Source organism: Massilia sp. IC2-278 (genome assembly GCF_020708045.1).
In the GTDB taxonomy this organism is placed as follows: Bacteria; Pseudomonadota; Gammaproteobacteria; order Burkholderiales; family Burkholderiaceae_D; genus Telluria.
In genome coordinates this window covers 63,143-87,440 of record NZ_JAJFES010000014.1, presented here as the reverse complement: position 1 = coordinate 87,440, position 24,298 = coordinate 63,143, and the positions used below count along the sequence as shown (strand labels likewise).

The window sequence follows — 24,298 nt, the reverse complement described above, 5'->3', positions numbered from 1 at the left end:
CTATCAAAAACGTGCGCAAACGTGCGCAGCGTATTCTTCCTGCCCCGAACCGTCATGTTGACCGCATTCGTGCCTGGCAGGCGTCACTTCCCCGCCTACCGCCGGAGCTGTTCCAGCGGCAGTGCCCGGCGTTACCGCTTGGCTCGCCTCGGGTAGCGCCGTATGCGCCGCAAGGGCGCCGGTGGCGAGCCGTTGCAAATTGACGGCCGCGTTGACATCACGGTCGTGGCGGATGCCGCAAGCGGCGCAGGTCCAGACCCGCTCACCCAGGGTCAGTTCGCCATTGCGCACCCCGCACCCCGAGCATAGCTTGCTCGACGGGTACCAACGGTCGGCCAGCACGATCCTGGTGCCGTAACGGGCCGACTTGTATTGCAGCTGGCGCCGGATTGCATGGAAGCCGACGTCGGCGATGGCCCGGGCCAGTTTGTGGTTGGCGAGCATGCCGCGGACGTTCAGGTCCTCGATCGCAACCGCTTGATTTTCGCGGCAGAGACGAGTCGTCAGCTTGTGCGTGAAATCGGCACGGACGCGCGCGATGCGTGCATGCAGGCGCGCCAGCGCCAGCGCGCCCTTCGTACGGTTTTTCGATACCGGCAGACGGAATCCTTTTGGGATCGGTCCGGTGACGCCGGACGCCTTTTTGGCCGCCTCCAGCTTACGCGACTGGCGCCGGCTGCGGATGCGAAGGCGCCGCAGCGCGGTTTTTAACGGACGAGGCGCGGCGATCTTTTCTCCGCTAGACAGTGTCACCGCAGCACGCAAGCCCAGATCGACACCAACCACCGTATCGCCCGTTCGCGACCGCATCGCCAGTTGCTCGGGCACCTCGACCTGAACCGACAGATACCACTGATCGGCCTGGCGCGACACGCTGGCGCCCATGATTTTCCCCGGCCAGCGCAGCGGCTCACGCAGCAGTACACGACCGATCCTGGGCAAAACGACGGCCAGGCCTTCCATCCTGAATTTATCGTTGGCCAGGTAGAAGCTGTCCCGGCACCGGCCTTTTTTCTTGAAACGCGGCGGGTGGGCAGGCTGGCCGGCGCGGCGCTGTTCGACGTAGCGGGTCCACGCCCTGGCCAGATTGGCAAAGGGCTGTGCATGGGCGTCGCGGTGGATGGCGCGCAGCCAGGGCTGGCCATGTTCGTCGAGCCAGTCCGGGTCGGTATATTTAATGCGGTTGAAACGCTTTTTGAGGGCCATCGCGTTCGGGCGCTGGCCAAGCGCCACCTGGCGTTGCCATTCGGCCAGTGCCCAGTTCCACACCCGGCGGGCAGTGCCGGCCGCGCGCGTGAAATAGTCGCGCTGGTCAAGTGACGGATCAAGCCTGATTCGATGTGCCAGCAGCATGGTCGTTCTCCAATACCGTGTGCAACTGGCTTTCCGTGTAACCATGCCAGTTACTGGCTGTGCGCGCTACTGGAGCGAGCAGTCCCTCGCTCTCCCAGCGCTGCAGCGACTTGACTGTAATGCCGAGCAACCTGGCTACCTGACCTAGGGCCATTGTGCTTTTCATAATCACAATTGGACACGTACACAACTATTTAATTCGACCATACTCGATATCCACGAAAATCCAGGCCAGGGTGATCTCCCTGGCACTTTCTGCCGCTATAATCGCCGATTTTCCGCCTGATAATTTCTTGCCCTTGCCAAGGGATCTTCCCCTATGAACTTCACCCTGATTACCTGTGTCGTCATCTACCTGCTGGGCACCTTGGCGCTGGGCGTGTGGGCAGGCTCGCGTATCAAGAATACCAGCGACTTCGCTGTTGCCGGCCGCAGCCTGCCTTTGATCATGGTCATTACGACGACGTTTGCCACCTGGTTCGGCGCCGAAACCGTGATGGGCGTGCCGGCCAGGTTCGTGCAGGGCGGCCTGAACGCCATCATCGAAGACCCCTTCGGCGCCGGCACCTGCCTGATCCTGGTCGGCCTGTTCTTCGCGACCAAGCTGTATAAACTGAATTTGCTGACCATCGGCGACTACTACCGCCAGCGCTACGGCAAGGGCATCGAGATCTTTTGCTCGGTTGCCATCATCCTGAGCTACCTCGGCTGGGTCGCGGCCCAGATCACGGCGCTCGGCCTGGTGTTCTCGGTGCTGACCAATGGCGCGATGGCGCCTGCCGTCGGCATGGTGATCGGCACCCTGGCCGTGCTGATCTACGTGGTGGTGGGCGGCTTCCTGGCCGTGGCGCTGACCGACTTCATCCAGATGATCGTGCTGGTGATCGGCATGTCGATCATCGCCTTCTTCGCCGCGGACCTGGCCGGCGGCGCCGACAAGGTGCTGGACATGGCCCAGCAAGCCAACCTGTGGCGCCTGCTGCCGGAACCGACCTTCAACGACATCATCTTCTTCATCGGCGCGGCGATTACCATGATGTTCGGCAGCATCCCGCAGCAGGACGTGTTCCAGCGCGTCATGTCGGCCAAGGACGCGCCGACCGCGCGCGCCGGCGCCGTGATCGGCGGCGCCAGCTACATCCTGTTCGGTTTCGTGCCGATGTTCATCGTTGCCGCAGCGGTGGTGGTGATGGGCAGTAACGCCATGGAAATCGCGCGCAACGATTACCAGCAATTGCTGCCGACCTTCGTCATGACGAAAATGCCGCTGATCATGCAGATCCTGTTCTTCGGCGCCCTGCTGTCGGCGATCAAGAGCACCTCGTCGGCCACGCTGCTGGCGCCGTCGACCAGCTTTACCGAGAACATCCTGAAGAATATCCGCCCGGGCATGAGCGACCGCCAGCAATTGTTCGCGATGCGCGTGACCATCGTGATCTTCGCGGCGCTGGTGCTGGTGTATGCGATTGCGATGGAAGGCACCTCGATCTATGAGCTGGTGTCGTCGGCCTACCAGGTGACGCTGGTGGCGGCCTTTGTGCCGCTGGTGATGGGCCTGTACTGGAAGCGGGCGACGACCCAGGGCGCGATCTTCTCGATCGCGGCCGGGCTGGTGGTGTGGATAGCCTTCTTCCCGCAGATCTCGACGCTGGGCGAGCATTTCCCGGGGCAGCTTGCCGGCCTGCTGGCGGCGTTCGTCGGCATGTTCGTGGGTTCGCTGGCGCCGCAGGTGCTGAAGAACCGAACGGAGCCGGCGAAGACCATCGCGGCTGGCGCATGAGGTAGGCAGTACGTAGGGTGGGCACTCCGTGCCCACGCGGTTACGCACGTATCCTTTTTCGTTGGCCGCCGAATGTCGCTCGAAACGCCGAGCACGGCCTGTATCCAAGGCACGCTTTGCGGGCGATATCGCGCCGCAGCTGACTACGGACACGCACGTAACCGCGTGGGCACGGCGTGCCCACCGTACGATAAGCTCCCAGGCTAGATCCAGCCCCGGTTGTACACATCCGCCAGCGTCAAATCCAGGCAATCCCAGATCCGCTCCGCCATCTCGTCGATCTCGGCCTTTGTCATCACCAGCGGCGGCGCCACGATCATCCGGTCGCCGACCGCGCGCATGATCACCCCGTTGTCGAACATGTGCCCGCGGCACAGCATCCCCACTCCCAGCTCGCGTGCAAAATGCTCGCAATCGTGTGGCCCGCTGCCCTTGCGCCGCACCAGGTTCAGCCCCGCCACCATGCCGCAACTCTCGGCATGCCCGACCAGCGGATGCGTGGCCAGCTCGGAAAACGCCGCCTTCAGGTGCGGCCCGGTTTCCAGCGCCACCTTTTCCACCAGTTTTTCCTCGCGCAGGATGCGCAGGTTTTCCAGCGCCGCCGCGCAGGCCACCGGGTGGCCGGAATAGGTGAAGCCATGGTTGAAGTCGCCACCCCGCTCGATTAGCGCCTGTGCCACCCGCTTACCCACCAGCACGCCACCCAGCGGCACGTAGCCCGAGGTCACGCCCTTGGCAAAGCTGATCAGGTCCGGCCGCATGCCCATCAGTTCCGAGCCGAACATCGTGCCCAGGCGCCCGAAGCCGCAGATCACCTCGTCGGCGATCAGCAAAATGCCATACTTGTCGCAGATGCGCTGCACTTCCGGCCAGTAGGTTTCCGGCGGAATGATGACGCCGCCCGCGCCCTGCACCGGCTCGCCGATGAAGGCGGCCACCCGTTCCGGCCCGCTGGCCAGGATCTGCTCTTCCAGCCAGCCGGCGGCGCGCAGCCCGAAGGCGTGCTCGCTCATGCCGCGGCCGCTCTCGGCATAGTTGGGCTGGCCGATGTGCACGATGTCGGCAATCGGCAGTCCGCCCTGCGCATGCATGCCGGCCATGCCGCCCAGCGAGGCCCCGGCCATGGTGCTGCCGTGGTAGGCATTGTGGCGGCTGATGATGACAGTGCGGGCGGGCTGGCCCATCACGTCCCAGTAGCGGCGCACCATGCGCACCACGGTATCGTTCGCTTCCGAGCCCGAGCCGGTAAAGAACACGTGGCTGAACTGCGGCGGCGCCAGCGCCACCAGCTCGGTGGCCAGCTCGACGGCCGGCACGTTGGTGGTGTTGAAGAAGCTGTTATAGAAAGGCAGGGTTTCCATCTGCCGGTACACGGCCTGGGAAATCGAGGTGCGGCCATAGCCTACGTTCACGCACCAGAGGCCCGACATGCCGTCGATCAGTTGCTTGCCTTCGGAATCCCACAGGTACACGCCCTGCCCGCGCACGATCACGCGTGCGCCGCGACTTCGCAGCGCCGCGTGGTCGGTGAACGGGTGCAGGAAATGCGCCGCGTCGCGTTGCTGGATGGCGCGCGTGTCGAAGGTTTCCACGTCCGCTACGCGTGCAGAGCTCAAGCTGGCGGCAAGCACCGCCGTTTCGTCGGTTGCCATGATGGCACCTCGTTGTTGTTGAAAATCCCTGTTTTGGTTTTTAGACGTGCAGCAGCAGGTGTTCGCGCTCCCATGGGCTGATGACGGTCATGAACTCCTGGTGCTCGAGTTCCTTGATCGCCGAATACACGTCGATGAAACGTTCGCCCAGCACCTCGCGCAGCGCCGCTTCGCCGCGCAGCAGGTTCAGGGCTTCCGGCAAGCCTTGCGGCAGCTCGACCGGCATGTTGTAGGCGCTGCCCTCGACGATCGGCGACGGCTCGGTGCCGTCCACCATGCCGAGGTAGCCGCAAGCCAAGGTCACGGCCAGCGCAAGATAGGGGTTGGCATCGGCGCCGATGATGCGGTTTTCCACGCGGCGGTCTTGCGCGCCCGACACCGGCACGCGGAAACCGACGGTGCGGTTGTCGATGCCCCATTGCAGATTGATCGGCGCGGCCGTATGGCGCACGATGCGGCGGTAGGAATTTACATAGGGAGCCACCACCGCCATCGCCGACGGCATGTAGCGCTGCAGGCCGCCAATGTATTGGTGGAACAGCTTCGATTCGGAACCGTCTTCATTGCTGAAGATGTTGCGGCCGGTGTTCACGTCGACCACGCTCTGGTGCACGTGCATGGCCGAGCCCGGCTCACCCGCCATCGGCTTGGCCATGAAGGTGGCGTACATGTCGTGCTTCAGCGCCGCTTCGCGCAGGGTGCGCTTGAAGTAGAACACTTTGTCGGCCAGGCCCAGCGGATCGCCGTGCTGGAAATTGATTTCCATCTGGCCGGCGCCGATCTCGTGGATCAGGGTGTCGACGTCGAGGTTCATCATGTCGCAGTAATCGTAGATGTCTTCGAACAGCGGATCGAACTCGTTGACGGCGTCGATGCTGTAGACCTGGCGGCTGGTTTCCGAGCGTCCGCTGCGGCCGATCGGGGCCGTCAATGGCAAGTCGGGGTCGATGTTCTTGGCGGTGAGATAGAACTCGAGTTCCGGCGCGACCAGCGGCTTCCAGCCCTTTTTCTCGTAGAGTTTCAGCACGCGGCGCAGCACCGAGCGCGGTGCGAAGTCGACCAGCTCGCCGCTGGCAAAATAACAGTCGTGGATCACCTGGGCGGTGGGGTCGACCGCCCACGGCACCATGGTGATGGTGGTGGGATCGGCCTTCAGGATCATGTCGCGGTCGGTGGACGAAATCGCCTTGTCATAGGCGGCGTCGTGGGTCGGCGAATTGCCGGTGACGGTCATGCCGAGCACGGCTTCCGGCAGGCGCATGCCGCGCTCTTCGGTGAACTTCACGCGCGGCAGGATCTTGCCACGGGCAACGCCGGTCAGGTCGGGGACCAGGCATTCGATTTCAGTGACGCGCTTGGCATTGAGCCAGTCGTCCATGTCGGTGTAGCTAAAATTCTCGCGGATTGCCATGTTTGCCTCATTGTTCGCTTCGATTCGCAGGCGCGCAAAGGCACGCCGGCACGTAGGTGCTGGAGAGAACGAGGCAAGCTAGGGAACGGCGCGCGCCGCCCACTTTTCCCAGGCGGTCATAGGCGTCCCTGTTTCCTGGCGCGGTAGTCGCGGCAAGCCTGGCCGAAGGCGCCGAACATCTTCATGGAATACGGATTGTGGGTGATGCGCCATTCCGGGTGCCACTGCACCGCCAGCGTGAAGCCGGGCGCGGCGCCGACCGAGAATGCTTCGACCAGTCCGTCCTCGGCGGTGGCTTCGACCACCAGGCCGGGCGCCAGTTCATTGACGCCCTGCCCGTGCAGGGAATTGACGGGAATTTCGTCGGCGCCGAGCACGCCGTGCAGGAAGCCGCCCGGCACGATGCTGACTTTATGGGCATCGCCGTACTGTTCGTCCATGCCGAGTTCGGCGTTTTCGCGGTGGTCGAACTTGCCGGGCACGGTTTGCACCGCCTGGTGCAGGCTGCCGCCAAGGGCCACGTTCATCTCCTGGAAACCGCGGCAGATCGCGATGATCGGAATGCCCCGCCCCACAGCCGCCCGGATCAGCGGCAGCGTGGTTTCGTCGCGCGCCGGGTCTTGTGGCAGCGAGGGGTCGAGCACATCCTCGGAGTAATAGCTGGGGTGCACATTGGAGGCCGAACCGGTGAGCATGATTCCGTCGCACAGTTGCAGCATGGTTTCCAGGTCGAGTGCCGGCCCGAGCGAGGGCAGGATCATGGGAGCGCAATCGGCTCCCAGGACGACGGCGTCGCAATACTTGTGCTGGGCAGCGTGATACGGGTGTTCGCCGAAGTCACGCGTGCATGCTGGAACGATAACGATGGGGCGCATGGTGTCTACCTTGTCGTGAGCGCACGAAGACCATCATACGAGCAATCTGGTCCGGGCGCGAGTGGCCGTTAATCCAGATCAAACACCGTGCGCTTTGCGCGCGCAGGCAGCGCCGATCTGCTAGTAAAACACAATTTCCATAGCAAAAGCTTAACGTTAACCGAAGATCGGTGCCAACACGATCCGGCAGCGCCCGTCCGGCCAGGTTTGTACGGCCGGGTTGTCGAAAAATCTTACAGCTGAGCTCGTCCGATTTGATCTTTCTCACATAAGTTCTTGAAAGAAATGAATATTTCCTTTCAGGCACACTAATTGCTTTCTATGAAAGCATAGTGTTTCCAACCGAATTCAACCTGACGAGAACCCAGACCATGAAAAAGATCATCGCTACCGCCGCCCTCGCCCTTGGCTTTGCTTCCACTGCCCAGGCGACCTACCTGCCGGCCTACCTGACCACGAACGATCCTTACAACACCACCCTGAAGATCGACAGCAAGCCGGGCACCGAGATCGAATCCGCCAAGCTGTTCCTGACCTTTGCCGACGTCACCAACAACACCTGGACCACCAAGGAAACCATCTCGGTCAAGCTCGACGGTGTCCTGGCCGGCACCATCTACAACGTCGGCAGCGACTACACGACCTACAGCTTCAACGTGCTGCCATCGCTGCTGGGCGATAACAAGCTGGACCTGTCGATCTCGCTGGGCTGCACCCCGGCCTACTACATCTTCTGCCTGGACCAGGACGTGTGGCTGAAGAAGATCCTGCTGGACATCAAGCGCGTGCCGACCAAGCCGACCGTGCCGGTCGAGCCAACCCAGCCGACGAACCCGACGAATCCGACCACCCCGACCACCCCGACCGAGCCGACTCAGCCGACGAACCCGACCGAGCCGACCAACCCGACGGAACCGACCCAGCCGACCGAACCGAACCCGCCGGTCGACGTGCCGACCGAGCCGCCAGTCGTCACCCTGCCGGTCCCGCCGGTCGAGCTGCCGGGCAACCCGACCAACCCGACCCTGCCGTCGGAAGTGCCTGAGCCGGCCACGCTGCTGACCCTGGGCCTGGGCCTGATGGGCCTGGCAGCTGCACGCCGCCGCAAGTAATCCCTCCGGCGCCTGCCGGATGCAAAAAGAAAGAGCGCCCTTGCGGCGCTCTTTTTTCATGGGTAATCGGGGCCGGCATCGGCGTTTGTCGAAAAATCTGACACCAATATACGCGGCCCTGCATGGGCTCGCGGCGGACTCAGGGGGCTACTCAGACAGCTGCTGATTCAGCTGAAAACACGAGCGTGAAGGTGATGCGGCCGCCGTCCGCGTGGACGCTTGCCTGGCCGCCGTGCAGGTCCATGATGGCGCCGACGATAGCCAGCCCGAGGCCAGTCGATCCCTCGGCCTCGCTGCGGGCCGGGTCGGCGCGGTAAAAGCGCTCGAACAAGTGCGCCAGGTGCGAGGATGCGACCGGCGCGCCGTGGTTGCTGACGCTCAGTTCGACACAGGCCCCGCGCCGGCTGGCAGCCAGGGCAATCGTGCTGCCCGCGTCGGCATGGCGTACCGCATTCGACATCAGGTTGGCCAGGGCTCGCCGCAACAGCGCGGCATCGGCCTCCACGGTGAGGGCGGCGTCGCCGGAGCAGGCGAACACCAGGCCGCGCTCTTCGGCCATGCCTTCGAAGAAACCGGCCACCTTGTCCAGTTCACCCAGCGCCGCCAGCGGCTGGCGCACCAGCACCACCTCTTCCTGCCCGGCGCGCGCCAGGAACAGCATGCTCTCGATCATGCGCGCCAGCCTTTCCAGCTCCTCGATGTTCGACGCGATCAAGTCCTCGTACTCGCCGGTGCTGCGCGGCTGCGCCAGCATCACCTGGCTTTGCCCGAGCAGGTTCGCCACCGGCGTGCGGAATTCGTGCGCCAGGTCGGCGGAGAAACCGGACAGGCGCGCATACGCTTCCTGCAGGCGGGCCAGCATGTCGTTCAGGGCATGAATCAGCGGCAGCAATTCGGACGGCGCGCCCTCGACCGCCAGGCGCCCGGCCAGGGTGCCGGGCCGCACCAGCGCGGCATGCTCGGCCACGCTGCGCAAGGGCCGCAACCCGCGCCGCAGCAACAGGGCGGCCAGCAATGCGGCAGCCAGCGCGCTGACCAGGGCCGCGCCGGCGATCTGGCGCCGGTAGCCGGCGAACATGGCGCTGCGCTCGGCATAGGCGCGGGCAACGACAATGTTCACCTGGCGATTGTCCAGGCGTGCGCTGCCGGCCACCACCCTGCCGGGTGCGCCATTGCTCGCGGTCCAGCTGCGGATCGCATCGCGTCCGGGCGCCGCGCCGGCCACGGGCGGCAGCGGATAAGTTTCGTGCAGGGCGTTGATGTCGGCCAGCGGCGTGCCGTCGGGCGCCAGGATGCGCACCAGCGAATTTTCCTGGCCGCTCATCGTGTCGCGGAAATAATCCGGCTGGGCGCGCAGCAGCTCGGCCGCGCCGGGACGGCCAAGCAGCATCTGCACCTGGCGCAGCTTGCCGAGCAGCTGGATATCGTCGCGCCGCTCGATTTCATGCACAAAGGCGCGGTACAGGTAGGTGCCCAGGCCGGCAGCGGCCAGCGCCACCACCAGCGTGAACATGGCGCTCACGCGCAGCGCCAGCGACTGGCGCCAGTTGTCCATCGCAGAAGCCATCATGCCGCCGCTGCCGGGACGGCTTCGCACACATAGCCCATGCCGCGCCGCGTGTGGATCAATTTATCCGGGAATGGATCGTCGATCTTGCGGCGCAGGCGGCGCACGGCGGCGTCGATGACGTTCGTGTCGCTGTCGAAATTCATGTCCCAGACCTGGGATGCGATCAGCGCGCGCGACAATACCTGGCCCTGGCGCCGCGCCAGCAGGTGCAGCAGAGCGAACTCCTGGGCCGTCAGGACGATGGGCGTGCCGCCCCGCCGCACCCGGCGCATGAGCACGTCGATTTCCATGTCGCCGATGCAAATCTGCGCTTCTTCGCGCACCGGGCCGCGCCGCAGCAGGGTGCGGATGCGCGCCACCAGTTCGACAAAGGCGAAAGGTTTCACCAGGTAATCGTCGGCGCCCAGCTCGAGGCCGCGCACGCGGTCCTGGACTTCGTCGCGCGCCGTCAGGAACAGCACCGGCATCTGCGCCGTGGCCGGGTAGGCGCGCAGGGCGGCCAGCACCTCCCAGCCATCCATGCGCGGCAGCATCACGTCGAGCACGACCAGCTCGATCTCTTCTTCGCGCGCGATGTGCAGGCCGTCGCGGCCGTTGCGCGCCAGGCGCACGCCGAAGCCGGATTCGGCCAGGCCGCGCTGCAGGTAATCGCCGGTCTTCGGCTCGTCTTCAATTACCAGGATGGTCATGGCTGGGTGCGCGCAAAAGCGCCATTCTATGCCGATCCGGCGCTGCCGAAGATGACGAAACTGTCATCTGGCAGTCAGCTTGCCGTTGGGCGGCGCGCGCTAAGGTGGCGGCTCGCTCACCTGCTTGCCCACTTGCCCGAAGATGCCATGACCAGACCGCCTGCCGCCTTGTTCACCGCCTTGTTCACTACCCTGCTTACAGTCACCGCCCCGCCCGCCTCCGCACAGCTGCGCCAGCAGCCCGACCTGACGCTGGCCGCGGCCAACCGCCTGGCCACCGGCGCCATCGAGGCCTGCCGGCGCCAGGGACGCGACATCGTGGTAGCCGTGCTCGACCGTGGCGGCAACCTGGTGGCGCTGCAACGCGCCGACACGGTCGGCCCCCACAACATCGAGGCCGCGCGGCGCAAGGCCTACACCGCCCTGTCCACGCGCAGCAGCACGCTCGACCTGGCGCGCAAGGCCGGTGCCGACCCGGACGCGCGCAACCTCGCCACCCTGCCCGAACTACTGCTGCTCGGCGGCGGCCTGCCCCTGCGGGCCCAGAGCCAGACGGTGGGCGCCATCGGCGTGGCCGGCGGTGGCGGCGCCGTCAACGACGACGCCTGCGCGCGCGCCGCAATGGCCGCCGTGCCCGAACTCGACCGCCCCTTCGACTGATCCCTCCCATCCATACCAAAAGGAATTCCCATGACCTTCAAACAGCTCCTCCTCGCCGGCGCCCTGTTCTCGGCCGCCACGCTGGCCGCCGCCAACCCGCTCAGCGTCCACGTGCTCGACCTGCAAAGCGGCCAGCCGACCGCCGGCATCAAGGTGACGCTGGAAGCGCGCGCCGGCGACAACTGGCGCACGCTGGCCGCCAACGTCACCGACGCCAAGGGCCGCATCGCCGCCCTCTACCCGGAAGACAAGCCCTTCGCGGCCGGCGAATACCGCATCGTGTTCGCCACCGGCGAGCACTACGCGCGCCAGGGCCAGTCCACCTTCTTCCCGCGCATTCCGGTCGAATTCAATGTCGACAAAACGGACCAGCACTACCACATCCCGCTGCTGCTGAGCCCCTTCGGCTACTCGACGTATCGAGGCAACTGACACGGAAACGTGCAAAAAAGTCTAGTATTGGGGTCATCGAACGACTATCGAGGACTCCCATGCTGAACCTGAACGACCCCGGCCTGCTGCGCCAGCAGGCCTATATCGACGGCGAATGGTGCGACGCTCTTGAGGGCGCCACCGTCGACGTCATCAATCCCGCCACCGGCGACAAGCTGGGCACGGTGCCGCACATGGGCGCCCGGGAAACCCGGCGCGCCATCGAGGCCGCCAACGCCGCCTGGCCGGCCTGGCGCAAGAAGACGGCGCGGGAACGCAGCCTGATCCTGCGCAAGTGGAACGATCTGATGCTGGAAAACGCCGCCGACCTGGCGCTCCTGATGACGGCCGAGCAGGGCAAGCCGCTCAGCGAATCGAAGGGCGAAGTCGCCTACGCCGCCTCCTTCTTCGAGTGGTTCGGCGAGGAAGCCAAGCGCGTGAATGGCGACACCCTACAATCGCCCTGGCCCGACCGCCGCATCGTGGTAACCAAGGAGCCGATCGGCGTCTGCGCGGCGATCACGCCATGGAACTTCCCGGCGGCGATGATCACCCGCAAGGTGGCCCCGGCACTGGCCGCCGGCTGCCCCATCGTCCTGAAACCGGCCGAGCTGACGCCCTACTCGGCGCTGGCGCTGGCGGTGCTGGCCGAACGCGCCGGCGTGCCGAAGGGCGTGTTCAGCGTCGTTACCGGCGACTCGAAAGCCATCGGCGGCGAAATGACGGGCAACCCGACCGTGCGCAAGCTCAGCTTCACCGGCTCGACGGCCGTCGGCCGCCTGCTGATGGAACAATGCGCGCCGACCGTGAAGAAAATCTCGCTGGAACTGGGCGGGAACGCACCCTTCATCGTCTTCGACGACGCCGACATCGACGCCGCCGTGGAAGGCGCGATTGCCTCGAAATACAGGAACGCCGGCCAGACCTGCGTCTGCGCCAACCGCCTGTACGTGCAGGACGGCGTGTACGAGGAATTCGCGCGCAAGCTGGTGGCCGCCGTCGAAAAACTGAAGGTGGGCAATGGCGTGGAAGACGGGGTGACCCAGGGTCCGCTGATCGAAGAAAAAGCCGTGGTGAAGGTCGAGCAGCACATTGCCGATGCGCTGTCGAAAGGCGCGCGCTTGATGTTGGGCGGCAAGCGGCACGAGCTAGGCCACAGCTTCTTCCAGCCGACCGTGCTGGCGGATGTGACGCCAGAAATGATGGTGGCGCGCGAGGAAACCTTCGGCCCGCTGGCGCCGCTGTTCCGGTTCCAGACCGAAGAGGAAGTCGTGGCCATGGCCAACGACAGCGAATTCGGCCTGGCCTCGTATTTCTATTCGCGCGACATCGGCCGCGTCTGGCGCGTGGCCGAGGCCATCGAAAGCGGCATGGTGGGTGTGAACACCGGGCTGATCTCGACCGAGGTGGCGCCCTTCGGCGGCGTCAAGCAGTCGGGCCTGGGGCGTGAAGGCTCGGCGTATGGGATCGAGGATTATCTCGTGGTGAAGTATATCTGCATGGGCGGCATGTGATGGCACGCGACCCGCTGCGCGATGCGGTGGATGCACCGCTGTTCATCGTGCCGCGGGTGCTGGAGCGCTTGCGCTCGTTTCGACCGGCGCTGGATGGTGAGGCGCTGGCGGAGTTCGAGCGTTTGCGTGGGCGATTGCTCGAAGGGATCGAAGGGCATCCGACCAGGTTCTGGGTATTAAAGCACGTGCAGAAGGCCGTCGAAGCAGTTGCCGGCGAGGACCTTGAAACACGCAAGCGATTCGGTGTTGCGTTGAAGGAGCTGCTGGTAATCGTCGGCACAGATGATGTCGGCGTGATTTTGTAGGGTGGGCCGGGCCGCGCTAGGCACTCCTTGCCCACGCGGTTACGTGCTCATCACGTGGACACGTGTCTGGAAGTGTCGCTCGTAACCTTTTGCATATGGCGCAACCGCTGCGCGATGCTTACCAGAACGCATCGGCACGACCGCGTGGGCACAGGTGCCCACCCTACTCCCATGCGAACGCACGTCGCCGAAAAATCCCGTCACGCGTCTTTGTACTCGTGGTACTTACGCGCGTCGCCGCGTACTTTATCGGCCGGATACTTGGCGCGATTCAGCACCATCTTTTCCTGCACCGCCGCCATCAGGTCGACGTCGAGCTTGTCGGCGAGGCGCACCAGGTAGACCAGCACGTCGGCCATCTCGTGGCGCACCTGCACCAGCTTGTCCGGTCCGAGTTCCTCGGCCTGCCCTGTCTGCAGCCACTGGAAGTGTTCCAGCAGCTCGGCCGCTTCCACGCTCAGCGCCGAGGACAAATTCTTCGGCGTATGGAACTGGTCCCAGTCGCGCTCGTCGACAAACACGCGCACGAGCTCGCGCAGCCGGGCGAGGTCACCCGGCTCAGTGGAAGAACTCACAGTTCCTCGCCGCGGTCGCGGTAGCCGTCCAGCACCACTTCCAGCTTCGGCGCGATCTGGTCGTAGCTGCTGACGGTAATGCCGAGGTCGCGCAGCAGGCCGTCGTGCACGCCGTAGACCCAGCTGTGGATGGTCAGCGGCTGGCCGCGTTCCCAGGCGTCGCGCACGACGGTGGTCTGGGCCACGTTGATCACCTGCTCGGCGACGTTCAGCTCGACCAGGCGGTTGATGGCCGACACGCCGCTGACGTTGCCCAGGTACTGGCCGTGCTTGTCGCGCACGTCGCGCACGTGGCCGAGCCAGTTGTCGGCCAGGCCGACGCGGGTATTGTTCAGTGCGGCGCCGACGCCCGAGCAGCCATAGTGGCCGCACAGGATGATGTGCTTCACCTTCAGCACGTCGACCGCGAACTGCAGCACGGTGAGGGCGTTCAGGTCCGAATGCGAGATGACGTTGGCGATGTTACGGTGCACGAACAGTTCACCCGGGGCCATGCCCAGCAGTTCGTTGGCGGGGACGCGGCTGTCGGAGCAGCCGATCCAGAGGTATTCAGGGGCTTGCTGCGAGGCCAGGTCCTTGAAGAAGCCCGGGTCTTGCTCGACCATCGAGGCCGCCCATTTGCGGTTGCGTTCGAACAGGTCTTCCGCCGTCAGGCCGGTGGGGGTTTTTGCCATGTGGTTCTCCTTGCTGCGGGCGGCGCGCGGCGCCTGCCCGTGTGGTGTTCGGTGAGATTTTCCGTATTGTAAGCGGAGTGGGTCGGGGCAGGGAATTGTGCGTTGGCGGTGCGGGTCGGGCGTCGAAATGTGCGTTGGCGGACGGGTTTGTAGGGTGGGCACTCCGTGCCCACGCGGAAGCGTGCTTAGTGATGACAGTCTTCAAAGCGCGCCGGTGGCCCTTTGTCAGTGCCTCCGAATGATCATTTGGACGCGTTTCGATCAGCCAGCGGCACGGGTCAAGACACGGCTAACCATGCGCATCGTTCCGCGTGGGCACGGGGTGCTCACCTTACGATATCTACCTGCCCGGCCATAGGCACTGCACCGCATATCGACCAAAAAAAACCGCCGAGGGCTCGCGCACCCGGCGGTCTTTTATGGACCTTCTTACTCGAAGAAGTCCTTCACCTTGTCCATCCAGCCCTTGCTCTGCGGGCTGTGCTTCGAGCCGCCTTCGTTGGTCAGGCGGTCGAATTCGCGCAGCAGGTCCTTCTGCTTGTCGGTCAGCTTCACCGGCGTCTCGACGATCACGTGGCAGAACAGATCGCCGTGGTAACCCGAGCGCACGCCCTTGATGCCCTTGCCCTTCAAGCGGAAAGTTTTACCAGTCTGCGTACCCTCAGGCACCGTGAACGACACTTTGCCCGACAGGGTCGGCACTTCGATCTCGCCACCCAGCGCCGCTTTCGAGAACGAAATCGGCATCTCGCAGTGCAAATCGTCGCCTTCGCGCTGGAACACCGCGTGCGGCTTGATGTGGATTTCCACGTACAAGTCGCCCGACGGGCCGCCGTTCGTGCCCGGCTCGCCGTTGCCGGTCGAGCGAATGCGCATGCCGTTGTCGATACCGGCCGGGATCTTCACTTCCAGCGTCTTGTTGCGCTTGATGCGGCCGGCGCCCGAGCACGATGGGCAAGGTTCCGGAATCATCTTGCCGCTGCCGTGGCACTTCGGGCAGGTTTGCTGGATGCTGAAGAAGCCCTGCTGCATGCGCACCTGGCCGTGGCCGTGGCAGGTCGTGCAGGTGACCGGCTGGGTGCCGGGCTTGGCGCCGCTGCCGTGGCAGGTGTCGCACTTGTCCCAGCTCGGCACGCGGATGGTGGTGTCGAAGCCGTTGGCCGCCTGTTCCAGCGTGATCTCGAGGTTGTAGCGCAGGTCGGCGCCGCGGTACACCTGCGGGCCCGCGCCGCGGCCGCCACGGCCGCCACCGAAGATGTCGCCAAAGATGTCGCCGAAGGCATCGCCGAAGCCGCCCGCGCCGCCGCCAAAGCCCCCGCCGCCCATGTTCAGGTCGACGCCGGCATGACCGTAACGGTCATAGGCCTCGCGCTTCTCCGGATTGGTCAGCATCTCGTAGGCTTCCTTGACCTCCTTGAACTTCTCTTCCGCTTCCTTGTTGTCCGGATTGCGGTCAGGGTGGTACTTCATCGCCAGCTTGCGATACGACTTCTTGATCTCTTCTTCCGAAGCACCCTTTGCGACCCCAAGGATCTCGTAAAAATCACGCTTTGCCATTTGGCACCTTGCTGTTGTCTACTAATCGAAACTGTTTGAGCAAAAAAACCGAGCCGCGCACCCGGGGGCTACGTCGGCTCGGTTCGTTACACGTTAGGAATTACTTCGCGTCTTTCACTTCCTTGAAGTCGGCATCGACCACGTCGTCGGCCTTGGCCGATGCGTCGGCGCCACCGGCCGCGCCTGCGCCGCCTTCAGCACCGCCAGCCTGCTGCGCCTGCATGTCGGCGTACATCTTTTCGCCGAGTTTCTGGGCAGCGGTCGACAGGGCGGCCGTCTTGGCTTCGATGTCGGCCTTGTCGCCCGACTTGATCGAACCTTCCAGGTCGGTGATCGCCGCTTCGATCTTTTCCTTCTCGCCGGCTTCCAGCTTGTCGCCGTATTCGGTCAGCGACTTGCGGGTCGAGTGCACCAGCGCGTCGGCCTGGTTGCGCGACTCGGCCAGTTCCTTGACCTTCTTGTCTTCCTCGGCGTTCAGCTCGGCGTCCTTCACCATCTTCTGGATTTCCTCTTCGGTCAGACCGGAGTTCGCCTTGATGGTGATCTTGTTTTCCTTGCCGGTGGCCTTGTCTTTCGCGCCGACGTGCAGGATGCCGTTGGCGTCGATGTCGAAGGTAACTTCGATCTGCGGCGTGCCGCGTGGTGCCGGCGGGATGCCTTCGAGGTTGAACTCGCCCAGGCCCTTGTTGCCTGCAGCGATTTCACGCTCGCCCTGGTAGACCTTGATGGTCACGGCCGGCTGGTTGTCGTCGGCGGTCGAGAACACCTGCGAGAACTTGGTCGGGATCGTGGTGTTCTTGTGGATCATCTTGGTCATCACGCCGCCCAGGGTTTCGATACCCAGCGACAGCGGGGTCACGTCCAGCAGCAGCAGGTCCTTGCGCTCGCCCGACAGGACCGAACCTTGGATGGCGGCGCCAACGGCGACGGCTTCGTCCGGGTTCACGTCACGGCGTGGCTCCTTGCCGAAGAACTCCTTGACCTTTTCCAGCACCTTCGGCATACGGGTCATGCCGCCGACCAGGATGATGTCGTCGATGTCCGAGACCTTGACGCCGGCATCCTTGATGGCGATGCGGCATGGCTCGATGGTCTTGTTGATCAGTTCCTCGACCAGCGACTCCAGCTTGGCGCGGGTGATCTTCAGGTTCAGGTGGACCGGCGCGCCGTTCGCCATGGCGATGTACGGCTCGTTGATTTCGGTCTGTGCCGACGACGACAGCTCGATCTTCGCGCGCTCGGCCGAAGCCTTGATACGCTGCAGGGCGATCGGGTCTTTCGACAGATCCAGGCCGTTGATCTTCTTGAATTCGTCGATGATGTAGTCGATCACGCGCTGGTCGAAGTCTTCGCCGCCCAGGAAGGTGTCGCCGTTGGTCGACAGCACTTCGAACTGCTTCTCGCCGTCCACGTCCGCGATCTCGATGATCGACACGTCGAAGGTGCCGCCGCCAAGGTCATACACGGCGATCTTGCGGTCGCCCTTGTCGGTCTTGTCCAGGCCGAATGCCAGTGCGGCAGCGGTCGGCTCGTTGATGATGCGCTTGACGTCCAGGCCAGCGATGCGGCCGGCGTCCTTGGTTGCCTGGCGCTGCGAGTCGTTGAAGTAGGCCGGCACGGTGATGACGGCTTCGGTGACTTCTTCGCCGAGGTAGTCTTCGGCGGTCTTCTTCATCTTGCGCAGGACTTCAGCCGAGATTTGCGGCGGAGCCAGTTTCTTGTCGCGCACGCCGACCCATGCATCGCCGTTGTCGGCCTTGCTGATCTGGTAAGGCATCAGCGAGATGTCCTTCTGGACTTCTTTCTCGTCGAATTTACGGCCGATCAGGCGCTTCACCGCGAACAGGGTGTTCTTCGGATTGGTGACGGCCTGGCGCTTGGCAGGTGCGCCGACGAGGATCTCGCCGTCTTCCTGGTAAGCGATGATCGACGGCGTGGTGCGCGCGCCTTCGGCGTTCTCGATCACCTTAGGCTGGCCGTTTTCCATGATCGCGACGCAGGAGTTGGTGGTCCCCAGGTCGATACCGATAATTTTGCCCATGATTTATTTTCCTTTGAATGCTGAAATGTTTTAATGCTTCGGATATGGGGAAATACCTGACTGCTTTCAAGGCCTCTTGCCAAGCAGCACAATACTTTTTCTTCTTACTTCGCTTGTGCTGCAGTGACGATGGCCGGACGCAGCAGGCGATCGGCAATCATGTAACCCTTCTGCAGAACCGTCACGACGGTATTCGCTTCCTGCTCGGCCGGCACCACGGCCACGGCCTGGTGCTTGTTCGGGTCGAGCTTCTCGCCCTGGGCCGGCATTACTTCGACCAGGCGGTTCTTTTCGAACGCGGCGGTCAGCTGCTTGAGCGTCATTTCCACGCCTTCGCGCATGGCTTCGACGGTCTGCGTTTCGACCTTCAGGGCCATTTCCAGGCTGTCGCGCACCGGCACCATGGCCTCGGCGAAGCTTTCGATGGCGAACTTGTGGGCCTTGCTGACATCTTCCTGGGCGCGGCGGCGGATGTTTTCACCGTCGGCCTTGGCGCGCATGAATGCATCGTGCATTTCAGCCAGCTTGGCTTCGGTCGCGCTCAGTTGCTCTTCGAGGGTCGGTTCGCCTTTCGCTGCGGTGGTGTCCGCGGCAGGTGCGGCCTCGGCCTCCGGCTGGGTATTCACCTCTGGATTTTCTTGGTCATGCATCGAAAAAACTCCTGAAATCAAGGACTTGGCTGAATGGTTGGACAAGTGCTGCTTGTCGTACAGCGCCGCATATGGGGCGATCTCCTACATTTTCAAGGGATATTGCGACTCTGTTAGCAGAATGACTGACAACATTTGTTACAACAGTTACCGATGAGGTGATTCTTTCCCGCGTTCAAGGTTCTAACATGTTCCTCAACACGCGTTCGATGCGTGAACAGAACAAGAACCCAACGTGGGAGAGCAGCATGAGATTGCACTTGATCAGCAGCGCCGTCGTGGTCTACACCGCCCTTGCAACGGCGTGCATTTGCTACGCCGGGGTGTAAACCACGCCACAAAAACGTGCCATTTTAGCAGGTTGGGATAGGACGAGGCCGGTTGCGGAGTTTGTGGCCGGGCCGATGGGCGGTGGGTTCGAGAACCCGTCCCAGGTAGGGTGGGTTCTGGAACCCACCATTCACATCACGCGCCGAGACGCAATGCATGCTCGCGGGCGATTTCCGCATCGCGCCGCTCGGCCTCGCGCTGCGACGGACTCATCATGGTCGGCCAGCCGATCAAATGCTGCTCGGCGATCTCGGCCATGCCCACGATCCAGGTCGGCGCTTCGTTCAGGCAGGGGATGTAATGGAAATCCTTGCCGCCGGCCGCCTCGAAGTCGTGCTTCACTTCCATCGAGATCTCTTCCAGCGTTTCCAGGCAGTCGCTGGTAAAGCCCGGACAGATCACGTCGACACGCTCGACGCCCTGGCGCGCCAGCTCGGCCACGGTCGGCGCCGTGTAGGGCTGCAGCCACTCGGCCTTGCCGAAGCGCGACTGGAAAGTGATGACATACTCGTCCGGCGCCAGGCGCAGGCGCGCGGCCAGCAGGCGCGCCGTCTTCTGGCACTCGCAGTAATACGGGTCGCCCAGTTCCAGCGTGCGCTTCGGCACGCCATGGAAACTCATCACCAGCTTCTGGCCGCGGCCGTGCGCGTCCCAGTAGGCCAGCACGGTGTCGTGCAGGGCGTCGATGTAGCCGTCGTGATCGTGGTAATGCTTCACCAGGCGCAGTTCGGGGATGTTGCGCACGTTCTTGTAGTGCGCGAACACCGCATCCCAGATCGAGGCTGTCGTGGTGCCGGAATACTGCGGATAGGCCGGCAGCACCGCGATGCGGTCGCAGCCATCCAGCTTCAGTTGATCCAGCACTTCCGGCAGCGAAGGCGAGCCGTAGCGCATTGCCATGCGCACCTGCACGCCTTCGTGGCCGCGCTGCTCGAGCGCCGCTTCCAGCAGTTGCGCCTGCTTCTGGGTGTGCACCTTCAGCGGTGAACCCTCTTTCGTCCAGATCATCCCGTACTTCTTGGCCGAGGCGCCCGAGCGGAACGGCAGGATGATCAAGTTGAGGATGAACGACCACACCAGGCGCGGGATCTCGACCACGCGCGGGTCCGATAGAAATTGCTTCAGGTAGCGCTTGACCGCGGACCGGGTGGGTGCGTCCGGCGTGCCGAGGTTGACGAGGACGATGGCGCTTTGGGCAATGCTGCCGTGGGTGTGGGGTGGTTCTTTTCGAAAGGGCATAAGGGAGACAGAAACGCTTGGTGCTCCATTATAGGTGGGTGCCGCCCTGCCTTCGAGAAGATATTCCTGATTGCGGCGATAGCCCAACAGTTGATCGGACCGATAGGCGCGGTCAATGAAAACGACAACGCCACCGCAGAAGGGGGGCGTTGTCGTGCTGGCGGGCTGGCGCTAGCGCCGCTTGATGAGGCTCAGGTCGTCACGTGCAGGCGCACGTCGATGTTGTTGCGCGTCGCGTTCGAGTACGGGCAGACGATATGGGCCTTGTCCACCAGTTCCTGCAGCTGCCCCTGCTCCATGCCCGGGCCGTGGATGGTCAGGTCGGCCTCGATGCCGAAGCCGGTCGGGATCTGGCCGATGCCGACTTCACCGGTCACGGTCAGGTCTTCCGGCAGTTTCACTTTCGCCTGGCCAGCGACGAATTTCAGCGCGCCGAGGAAGCAGGCCGAGTAGCCGGCCGCGAACAGTTGCTCGGGGTTGGTGCCGGTGGCGCCGTTGCCGCCCAGTTCCTTCGGCGTGGTCAGCTTCACGTCCAGCACGCCGTTGTCGCTGCGCGAGGTGCCTTCGCGGCCGCCCTGCGAGGTGGCCTTGGCGCGGTACAGGACTTTGTCGATGCTCATGCGATCCTCCGTGTGTGGTTGGGAGGGCAGATTGTGGCAGATGGACGACCGGCGCAGCGCCCGGTTCAGTTGTGCGGCTTTTCGCTTGCCCGACCATCCAATCCAAGGAGCGTCAGACTCTCATGCGAGAAAATCACGTCGGGTTTGCTGCCGCCGTCTGTATGCCGCCATGAAGCGTTTTCGACGCGCACATAATATTCCCTGGATTGGACAAGCTTGACCAGGGAGGCCACTAAATCCAGAAAATCGTCGAAGCGCCCAGCCTCCAGATCTTCTGGAAAAAACGTCAGCTCACAAAATACCTGGTCGATCGAGGTCCAGTGAAACCATGCCTGGAGGTGGCGCGGACTGGGCGTTCCATCCCATACCGTCAGCAGCGTTCCCTCCCGCCGACCAAGATAGTCAGCCAGCGCGCCTCGTTCAACTTGTTCACCCTCGCTGTCCAGCGCCCTGGTGAGCTCCCACCGGGCGCCGATAAATTCGATAAGGGAACAGGCGCTGCTTGTCGAGATGTACTCGGAGAAATTGATATCTCTACATGAACCATCGACTTCGTACAGGCTGGATTCCATGGCGTTCTATTTTCAGGACGCCAACAACTCCCGCGCATGCTTGCGCGTCGTCTCGGTGATCTCGATCCCACCCAGCATGCGCGCCACTTCCTCCACGCGCGCCCGGTTGTTCAGCACCTCGATACGCGAGACCGTGCGCCCTTCCCCGGTCGTGCCCTTGGCCACCTGGAAGTGCTGGTTGGCCTGGCTCGCCACCTGCGGCAAGTGGGTCACGCACAGCACCTGCCGCTGCTGGCCGAGGCGCTTGAGCAAGCGTCCCACCACTTCCGCCACGCCGCCGCCGATGCCGCTGTCGACCTCGTCGAAGATCAGGGTCGGCGTCACGGTCGCATTCGAGGTGATGACGGAAATGGCCAGCGAGATACGCGCCAGTTCGCCGCCCGAGGCCACCTTGGCCAGCGGACGCGGCGCCACGCCGGCGTGGCCGGCCACCAGGAATTCCACCTGCTCCAGGCCATGCGCGCCCGGTTCCGACGGGTTCAGCGCCACCGCAAAGCGCCCGCCGCCCATGCTCAGTTCCTGCATGGCCAGCGTCACCTGTTCGCTCAGGGCTTTCGCGGTAGTCACGCGCCGCGCCGACAATCGGTTCGCTACCTTCCTATAGGCGCTTTCGGCCTTTTCTTCCTGGCGCTTCAGGCCATCGATGTCGGTGGCGTCGGCCAGCTGGCGCAGCTTGGCGGCGAGCGCCGCGTGCTCCTCGGGCAGTTCTTCCGGCGTGACGTGGTACTTGCGGGCGGCGCTGTGCAGGGCGTCCATGCGGGCGTCGACTTCGCGCAGGCGGGCCGGGTCGAGTTCGACCTTGTCGATGTAATTGTTCAGCGCATATACCGCTTCCTGCAGCTGGATGCGGGCCGGCTCCATGCAGTCGAGCACGGCCTGCAGTTCGGCGTCGACGTCGACGAGCTTGCCCAGCTTGGTATTTAGCGAGGACAGTTGCGACAGGATCGGGTGGTCCGATTCCGAGATCGCGGCCAGCGCCTCTTGCGCGCCGTCGAGCAGGCTGGCGGCGTGCGACAGGCGGCTGTGTTCGTTGGTGATCTCGGTCCACTCGCCCGGCTTCGGCGACAGCTTGTCGAGTTCGCTCACCTGCCATTCGAGGCGCTCACGTTCGAGCAGCACGTTCTTGGCATTCGTTTCGTATTCCTCGCGCTGGCGCGACAGCGCACGCCAGGCACGCCAGGCGCTGGCGACTTCCTGGGCTTCGAGCACAGCGGCCGGGTCGCGCACGGCAATCTGGTTATCGAGCAGGGCACGCTGGGCATCGGATTTAAGCAGGCTCTGGTGCGCGTGCTGGCCGTGGATGTCGACCAGCATGTCGCCCAGCTCGCGCAGCTGGCCGGCGGTGGCGGCGATGCCGTTGATGTAGCCCTTCGAGCGGCCGGCGTTGTCGATCACGCGGCGCAGCAGCGCCCCGCCCTCTTCGCTCGAAAACTCGTGCTGCTCGAGCCAGCTTGCGGCCTGCTCGGTGAGGGCGAAGTCGGCCGTGATGTCGGCCCTGGCCGCGCCCTCGCGCACCATGCTCGCTTCGCCGCGCCCGCCGAGCGCCAGTTGCAGCGCGTCGATCAGGATCGACTTGCCGGCCCCGGTTTCGCCGGTGAAGACCGAAAAGCCGTTGGCAAATTCGAGTTCGATCGCGTCGACGATGACGAAGTCGCGGATGGTCAGTGTGCGCAGCATGAAGAAACAGGTCTCCTGTCGGTTCTTTTACTTGAGTTTGCCGTCGTAGGACGGGTATTCGTGCCAGTGCAGCTTTTCGCGCAGGGTGTTGTAGTAGCTCCAGCCTTCCGGATGCAGGAAGGTGATGGTGTTCGGCGAGCGCGAGATGACGATTTCGTCGCCGTGCTGCAGGCTGGCGAAGGTCTGCATGTCGAAGTTCACGGAGATGTCGCGGCCACTGACGATGGTGACCACGATCTCGCTGGTGTCGGGCACGGCGATCGGCCGGTTCGACAGCGCGTGCGGCGCGATCGGCACCAGCACGATGCCTTGCAGGCTGGGGTGCAGCAGCGGCCCGCCGGCCGACAACGCATACGCCGTGGAACCGGTGGGCGTGGACACGATCAGCCCGTCCGAACGCTGGTTGTACATGAACTGGCCGTCGACCGTCACGCGCAGCTCGGCCATGCCGGCGCCGCTGCCGCGCGCCACCACCACGTCGTTCACGGCCACGCCGCAAAACATCATCTGCCCGTCGCGCATTACGCGCCCCTCGAGCAGGCTGCGCTTCTCGGCGGTGGCCTTGCCCTGCAGGATTTCGCCGAGCGCCGGCAGCATGCGCTCGACCGGAATGTCGGTGATGAAGCCGAGGCGGCCGAGGTTGATGCCGATGAGGGCAACGTCGTACTTGGCCAGCTGGCGCGCGATGCCGAGCATGGTGCCGTCGCCGCCCATCACGATCACCAGGTCGGCCTGCTCGCCGATGGCGTTCACGTCCATCGCCTCGATGGCCGGCATGGCCAGGTAGGCCGCGGTATCGGCTTCGAACACCACGCGGTAGCCGGCCTCCTGCAAGAAGGCGAGGATGCGCTCGACGGGTTCTTCGATGCCGGCCGTGTTTTGCCGCACCACGAGCGCGATGAGTTGTTGCGCTTGATTTGTTTCTTGCTCAGGGGGCATGGGTCTCTCGGCAGTAGAAGGCGAACACGCTGAGATTAACCGATAATCCCAGCGCCTGCCACTTCGCCGCG

Annotated in this window: 23 protein-coding genes; 6 read left to right on the top strand and 17 right to left on the bottom strand. The window is 64.0% G+C overall.

Features of this window, described 5'->3' with window-relative positions; translation table 11 throughout:
• Nucleotides 1-3: 3 nt before the first annotated feature.
• Together LK540_RS20500 and LK540_RS25410 are read right to left on the bottom strand one after the other, a co-directional pair.
• A complete protein-coding gene (locus tag LK540_RS20500; protein ID WP_229439172.1) occupies nt 4-1,353 on the bottom strand; it encodes a transposase in 1,350 nt (449 codons plus the stop codon).
• The gene (locus tag LK540_RS25410; protein WP_374041377.1) at nt 1,325-1,507 is read right to left on the bottom strand and encodes a MerR family DNA-binding transcriptional regulator; all 183 of its coding nucleotides are present in this window, start codon (nt 1,505-1,507) and stop codon (nt 1,325-1,327) included. Before LK540_RS25410 ends, LK540_RS20500 begins: the two co-directional genes overlap by 29 nt.
• 165 nt (nt 1,508-1,672) lie before the next feature.
• Between LK540_RS25410 and LK540_RS20495 the strand changes: the two genes are divergently transcribed.
• The gene (locus LK540_RS20495; RefSeq protein ID WP_229439171.1) at nt 1,673-3,133 is read left to right on the top strand and encodes a sodium:solute symporter family protein; all 1,461 of its coding nucleotides are present in this window, start codon (nt 1,673-1,675) and stop codon (nt 3,131-3,133) included.
• Between the two features lie 203 nt (nt 3,134-3,336).
• Here LK540_RS20495 and LK540_RS20490 read toward each other — a convergent pair whose 3' ends face one another.
• The 3 genes from LK540_RS20490 to LK540_RS20480 all read right to left on the bottom strand — a co-directional run bounded on the left by LK540_RS20490 (nt 3,337) and on the right by LK540_RS20480 (nt 7,071).
• Complete coding sequence (locus LK540_RS20490; protein WP_229439170.1) at nt 3,337-4,785, bottom strand: aspartate aminotransferase family protein; 1,449 nt, start codon at nt 4,783-4,785, stop codon at nt 3,337-3,339.
• Between the two features lie 40 nt (nt 4,786-4,825).
• The gene (locus LK540_RS20485; protein WP_229439169.1) at nt 4,826-6,196 is read right to left on the bottom strand and encodes a glutamine synthetase family protein; all 1,371 of its coding nucleotides are present in this window, start codon (nt 6,194-6,196) and stop codon (nt 4,826-4,828) included.
• A gap of 116 nt (nt 6,197-6,312) precedes the next feature.
• Nucleotides 6,313-7,071, bottom strand: coding sequence for a gamma-glutamyl-gamma-aminobutyrate hydrolase family protein (locus LK540_RS20480; RefSeq protein WP_229439168.1), 759 nt, complete (start codon nt 7,069-7,071; stop codon nt 6,313-6,315).
• Between the two features lie 371 nt (nt 7,072-7,442).
• Here LK540_RS20480 and LK540_RS20475 point away from each other — a divergent pair, with 371 nt between their 5' ends.
• Nucleotides 7,443-8,183 carry a PEP-CTERM sorting domain-containing protein gene (locus tag LK540_RS20475; RefSeq protein WP_229439167.1) on the top strand — a complete coding sequence of 247 codons (741 nt, stop codon included), beginning with the start codon at nt 7,443-7,445 and terminating at the stop codon, nt 8,181-8,183.
• Between the two features lie 151 nt (nt 8,184-8,334).
• Here LK540_RS20475 and LK540_RS20470 read toward each other — a convergent pair whose 3' ends face one another.
• Together LK540_RS20470 and LK540_RS20465 are read right to left on the bottom strand one after the other, a co-directional pair.
• Nucleotides 8,335-9,753: a heavy metal sensor histidine kinase gene (locus tag LK540_RS20470; protein ID WP_229439166.1), complete on the bottom strand. Its 1,419-nt coding sequence runs from the start codon at nt 9,751-9,753 to the stop codon at nt 8,335-8,337.
• Nucleotides 9,750-10,442: a heavy metal response regulator transcription factor gene (locus LK540_RS20465; RefSeq protein ID WP_229439165.1), complete on the bottom strand. Its 693-nt coding sequence runs from the start codon at nt 10,440-10,442 to the stop codon at nt 9,750-9,752. The genes LK540_RS20470 and LK540_RS20465 overlap by 4 nt, the downstream gene beginning before the upstream one ends.
• Before the next feature lie 147 nt (nt 10,443-10,589).
• On the opposite strand from LK540_RS20465, the gene LK540_RS20460 reads away from it, so the two are divergent.
• The 4 genes from LK540_RS20460 to LK540_RS20445 are packed head-to-tail and all read left to right on the top strand — an operon-like array spanning nt 10,590 to nt 13,353.
• Nucleotides 10,590-11,102: a heme-binding protein gene (locus LK540_RS20460; RefSeq protein WP_229439164.1), complete on the top strand. Its 513-nt coding sequence runs from the start codon at nt 10,590-10,592 to the stop codon at nt 11,100-11,102.
• Between the two features lie 30 nt (nt 11,103-11,132).
• Nucleotides 11,133-11,534 (top strand): hydroxyisourate hydrolase, encoded by a 402-nt coding sequence (uraH, locus tag LK540_RS20455; RefSeq protein WP_229439163.1) that lies wholly within the window; start codon nt 11,133-11,135, stop codon nt 11,532-11,534.
• 59 nt (nt 11,535-11,593) lie between these two features.
• On the top strand, nt 11,594-13,048 hold the full coding sequence (gene gabD, locus LK540_RS20450; RefSeq protein ID WP_229439162.1) for an NADP-dependent succinate-semialdehyde dehydrogenase: 1,455 nt from the start codon (nt 11,594-11,596) through the stop codon (nt 13,046-13,048).
• Nucleotides 13,048-13,353, top strand: coding sequence for a hypothetical protein (locus LK540_RS20445; protein ID WP_229439161.1), 306 nt, complete (start codon nt 13,048-13,050; stop codon nt 13,351-13,353). Before gabD ends, LK540_RS20445 begins: the two co-directional genes overlap by 1 nt.
• Nucleotides 13,354-13,553: 200 nt before the next feature.
• On the opposite strand, the gene LK540_RS20440 is transcribed toward LK540_RS20445, so the two are convergent.
• From LK540_RS20440 to LK540_RS20395, 10 genes are all read right to left on the bottom strand, one after another.
• Nucleotides 13,554-13,928 carry a nucleotide pyrophosphohydrolase gene (locus LK540_RS20440; RefSeq protein ID WP_229439160.1) on the bottom strand — a complete coding sequence of 125 codons (375 nt, stop codon included), beginning with the start codon at nt 13,926-13,928 and terminating at the stop codon, nt 13,554-13,556.
• Nucleotides 13,925-14,602, bottom strand: coding sequence for a carbonate dehydratase (can, locus tag LK540_RS20435; RefSeq protein WP_229439159.1), 678 nt, complete (start codon nt 14,600-14,602; stop codon nt 13,925-13,927). Before can ends, LK540_RS20440 begins: the two co-directional genes overlap by 4 nt.
• A 429-nt stretch (nt 14,603-15,031) precedes the next feature.
• Nucleotides 15,032-16,159 carry a molecular chaperone DnaJ gene (dnaJ, locus tag LK540_RS20430; protein ID WP_229439158.1) on the bottom strand — a complete coding sequence of 376 codons (1,128 nt, stop codon included), beginning with the start codon at nt 16,157-16,159 and terminating at the stop codon, nt 15,032-15,034.
• Nucleotides 16,160-16,259: 100 nt separating this feature from the next.
• Entirely contained in the window at nt 16,260-18,200 is a 1,941-nt protein-coding gene (dnaK, locus tag LK540_RS20425) for a molecular chaperone DnaK (RefSeq protein WP_229439157.1), read from the bottom strand.
• A 104-nt stretch (nt 18,201-18,304) separates the two neighbouring features.
• Entirely contained in the window at nt 18,305-18,850 is a 546-nt protein-coding gene (grpE, locus tag LK540_RS20420; RefSeq protein WP_229439156.1) for a nucleotide exchange factor GrpE, read from the bottom strand.
• A 465-nt stretch (nt 18,851-19,315) separates the two neighbouring features.
• Nucleotides 19,316-20,419, bottom strand: a complete 1,104-nt coding sequence (gene hemH / locus LK540_RS20415) for a ferrochelatase (RefSeq protein ID WP_229439155.1) — start codon at nt 20,417-20,419, stop codon at nt 19,316-19,318.
• Nucleotides 20,420-20,610: 191 nt separating this feature from the next.
• Nucleotides 20,611-21,039 carry an organic hydroperoxide resistance protein gene (locus tag LK540_RS20410; protein ID WP_229439154.1) on the bottom strand — a complete coding sequence of 143 codons (429 nt, stop codon included), beginning with the start codon at nt 21,037-21,039 and terminating at the stop codon, nt 20,611-20,613.
• A gap of 65 nt (nt 21,040-21,104) precedes the next feature.
• Nucleotides 21,105-21,611: a hypothetical protein gene (locus tag LK540_RS20405; RefSeq protein ID WP_229439153.1), complete on the bottom strand. Its 507-nt coding sequence runs from the start codon at nt 21,609-21,611 to the stop codon at nt 21,105-21,107.
• 12 nt (nt 21,612-21,623) lie between these two features.
• Nucleotides 21,624-23,288 carry a DNA repair protein RecN gene (gene recN / locus LK540_RS20400; RefSeq protein ID WP_229439152.1) on the bottom strand — a complete coding sequence of 555 codons (1,665 nt, stop codon included), beginning with the start codon at nt 23,286-23,288 and terminating at the stop codon, nt 21,624-21,626.
• Between the two features lie 27 nt (nt 23,289-23,315).
• Nucleotides 23,316-24,227, bottom strand: a complete 912-nt coding sequence (locus LK540_RS20395) for an NAD kinase (RefSeq protein ID WP_229439151.1) — start codon at nt 24,225-24,227, stop codon at nt 23,316-23,318.
• Between the last annotated feature and the right edge of the window lie 71 nt (nt 24,228-24,298).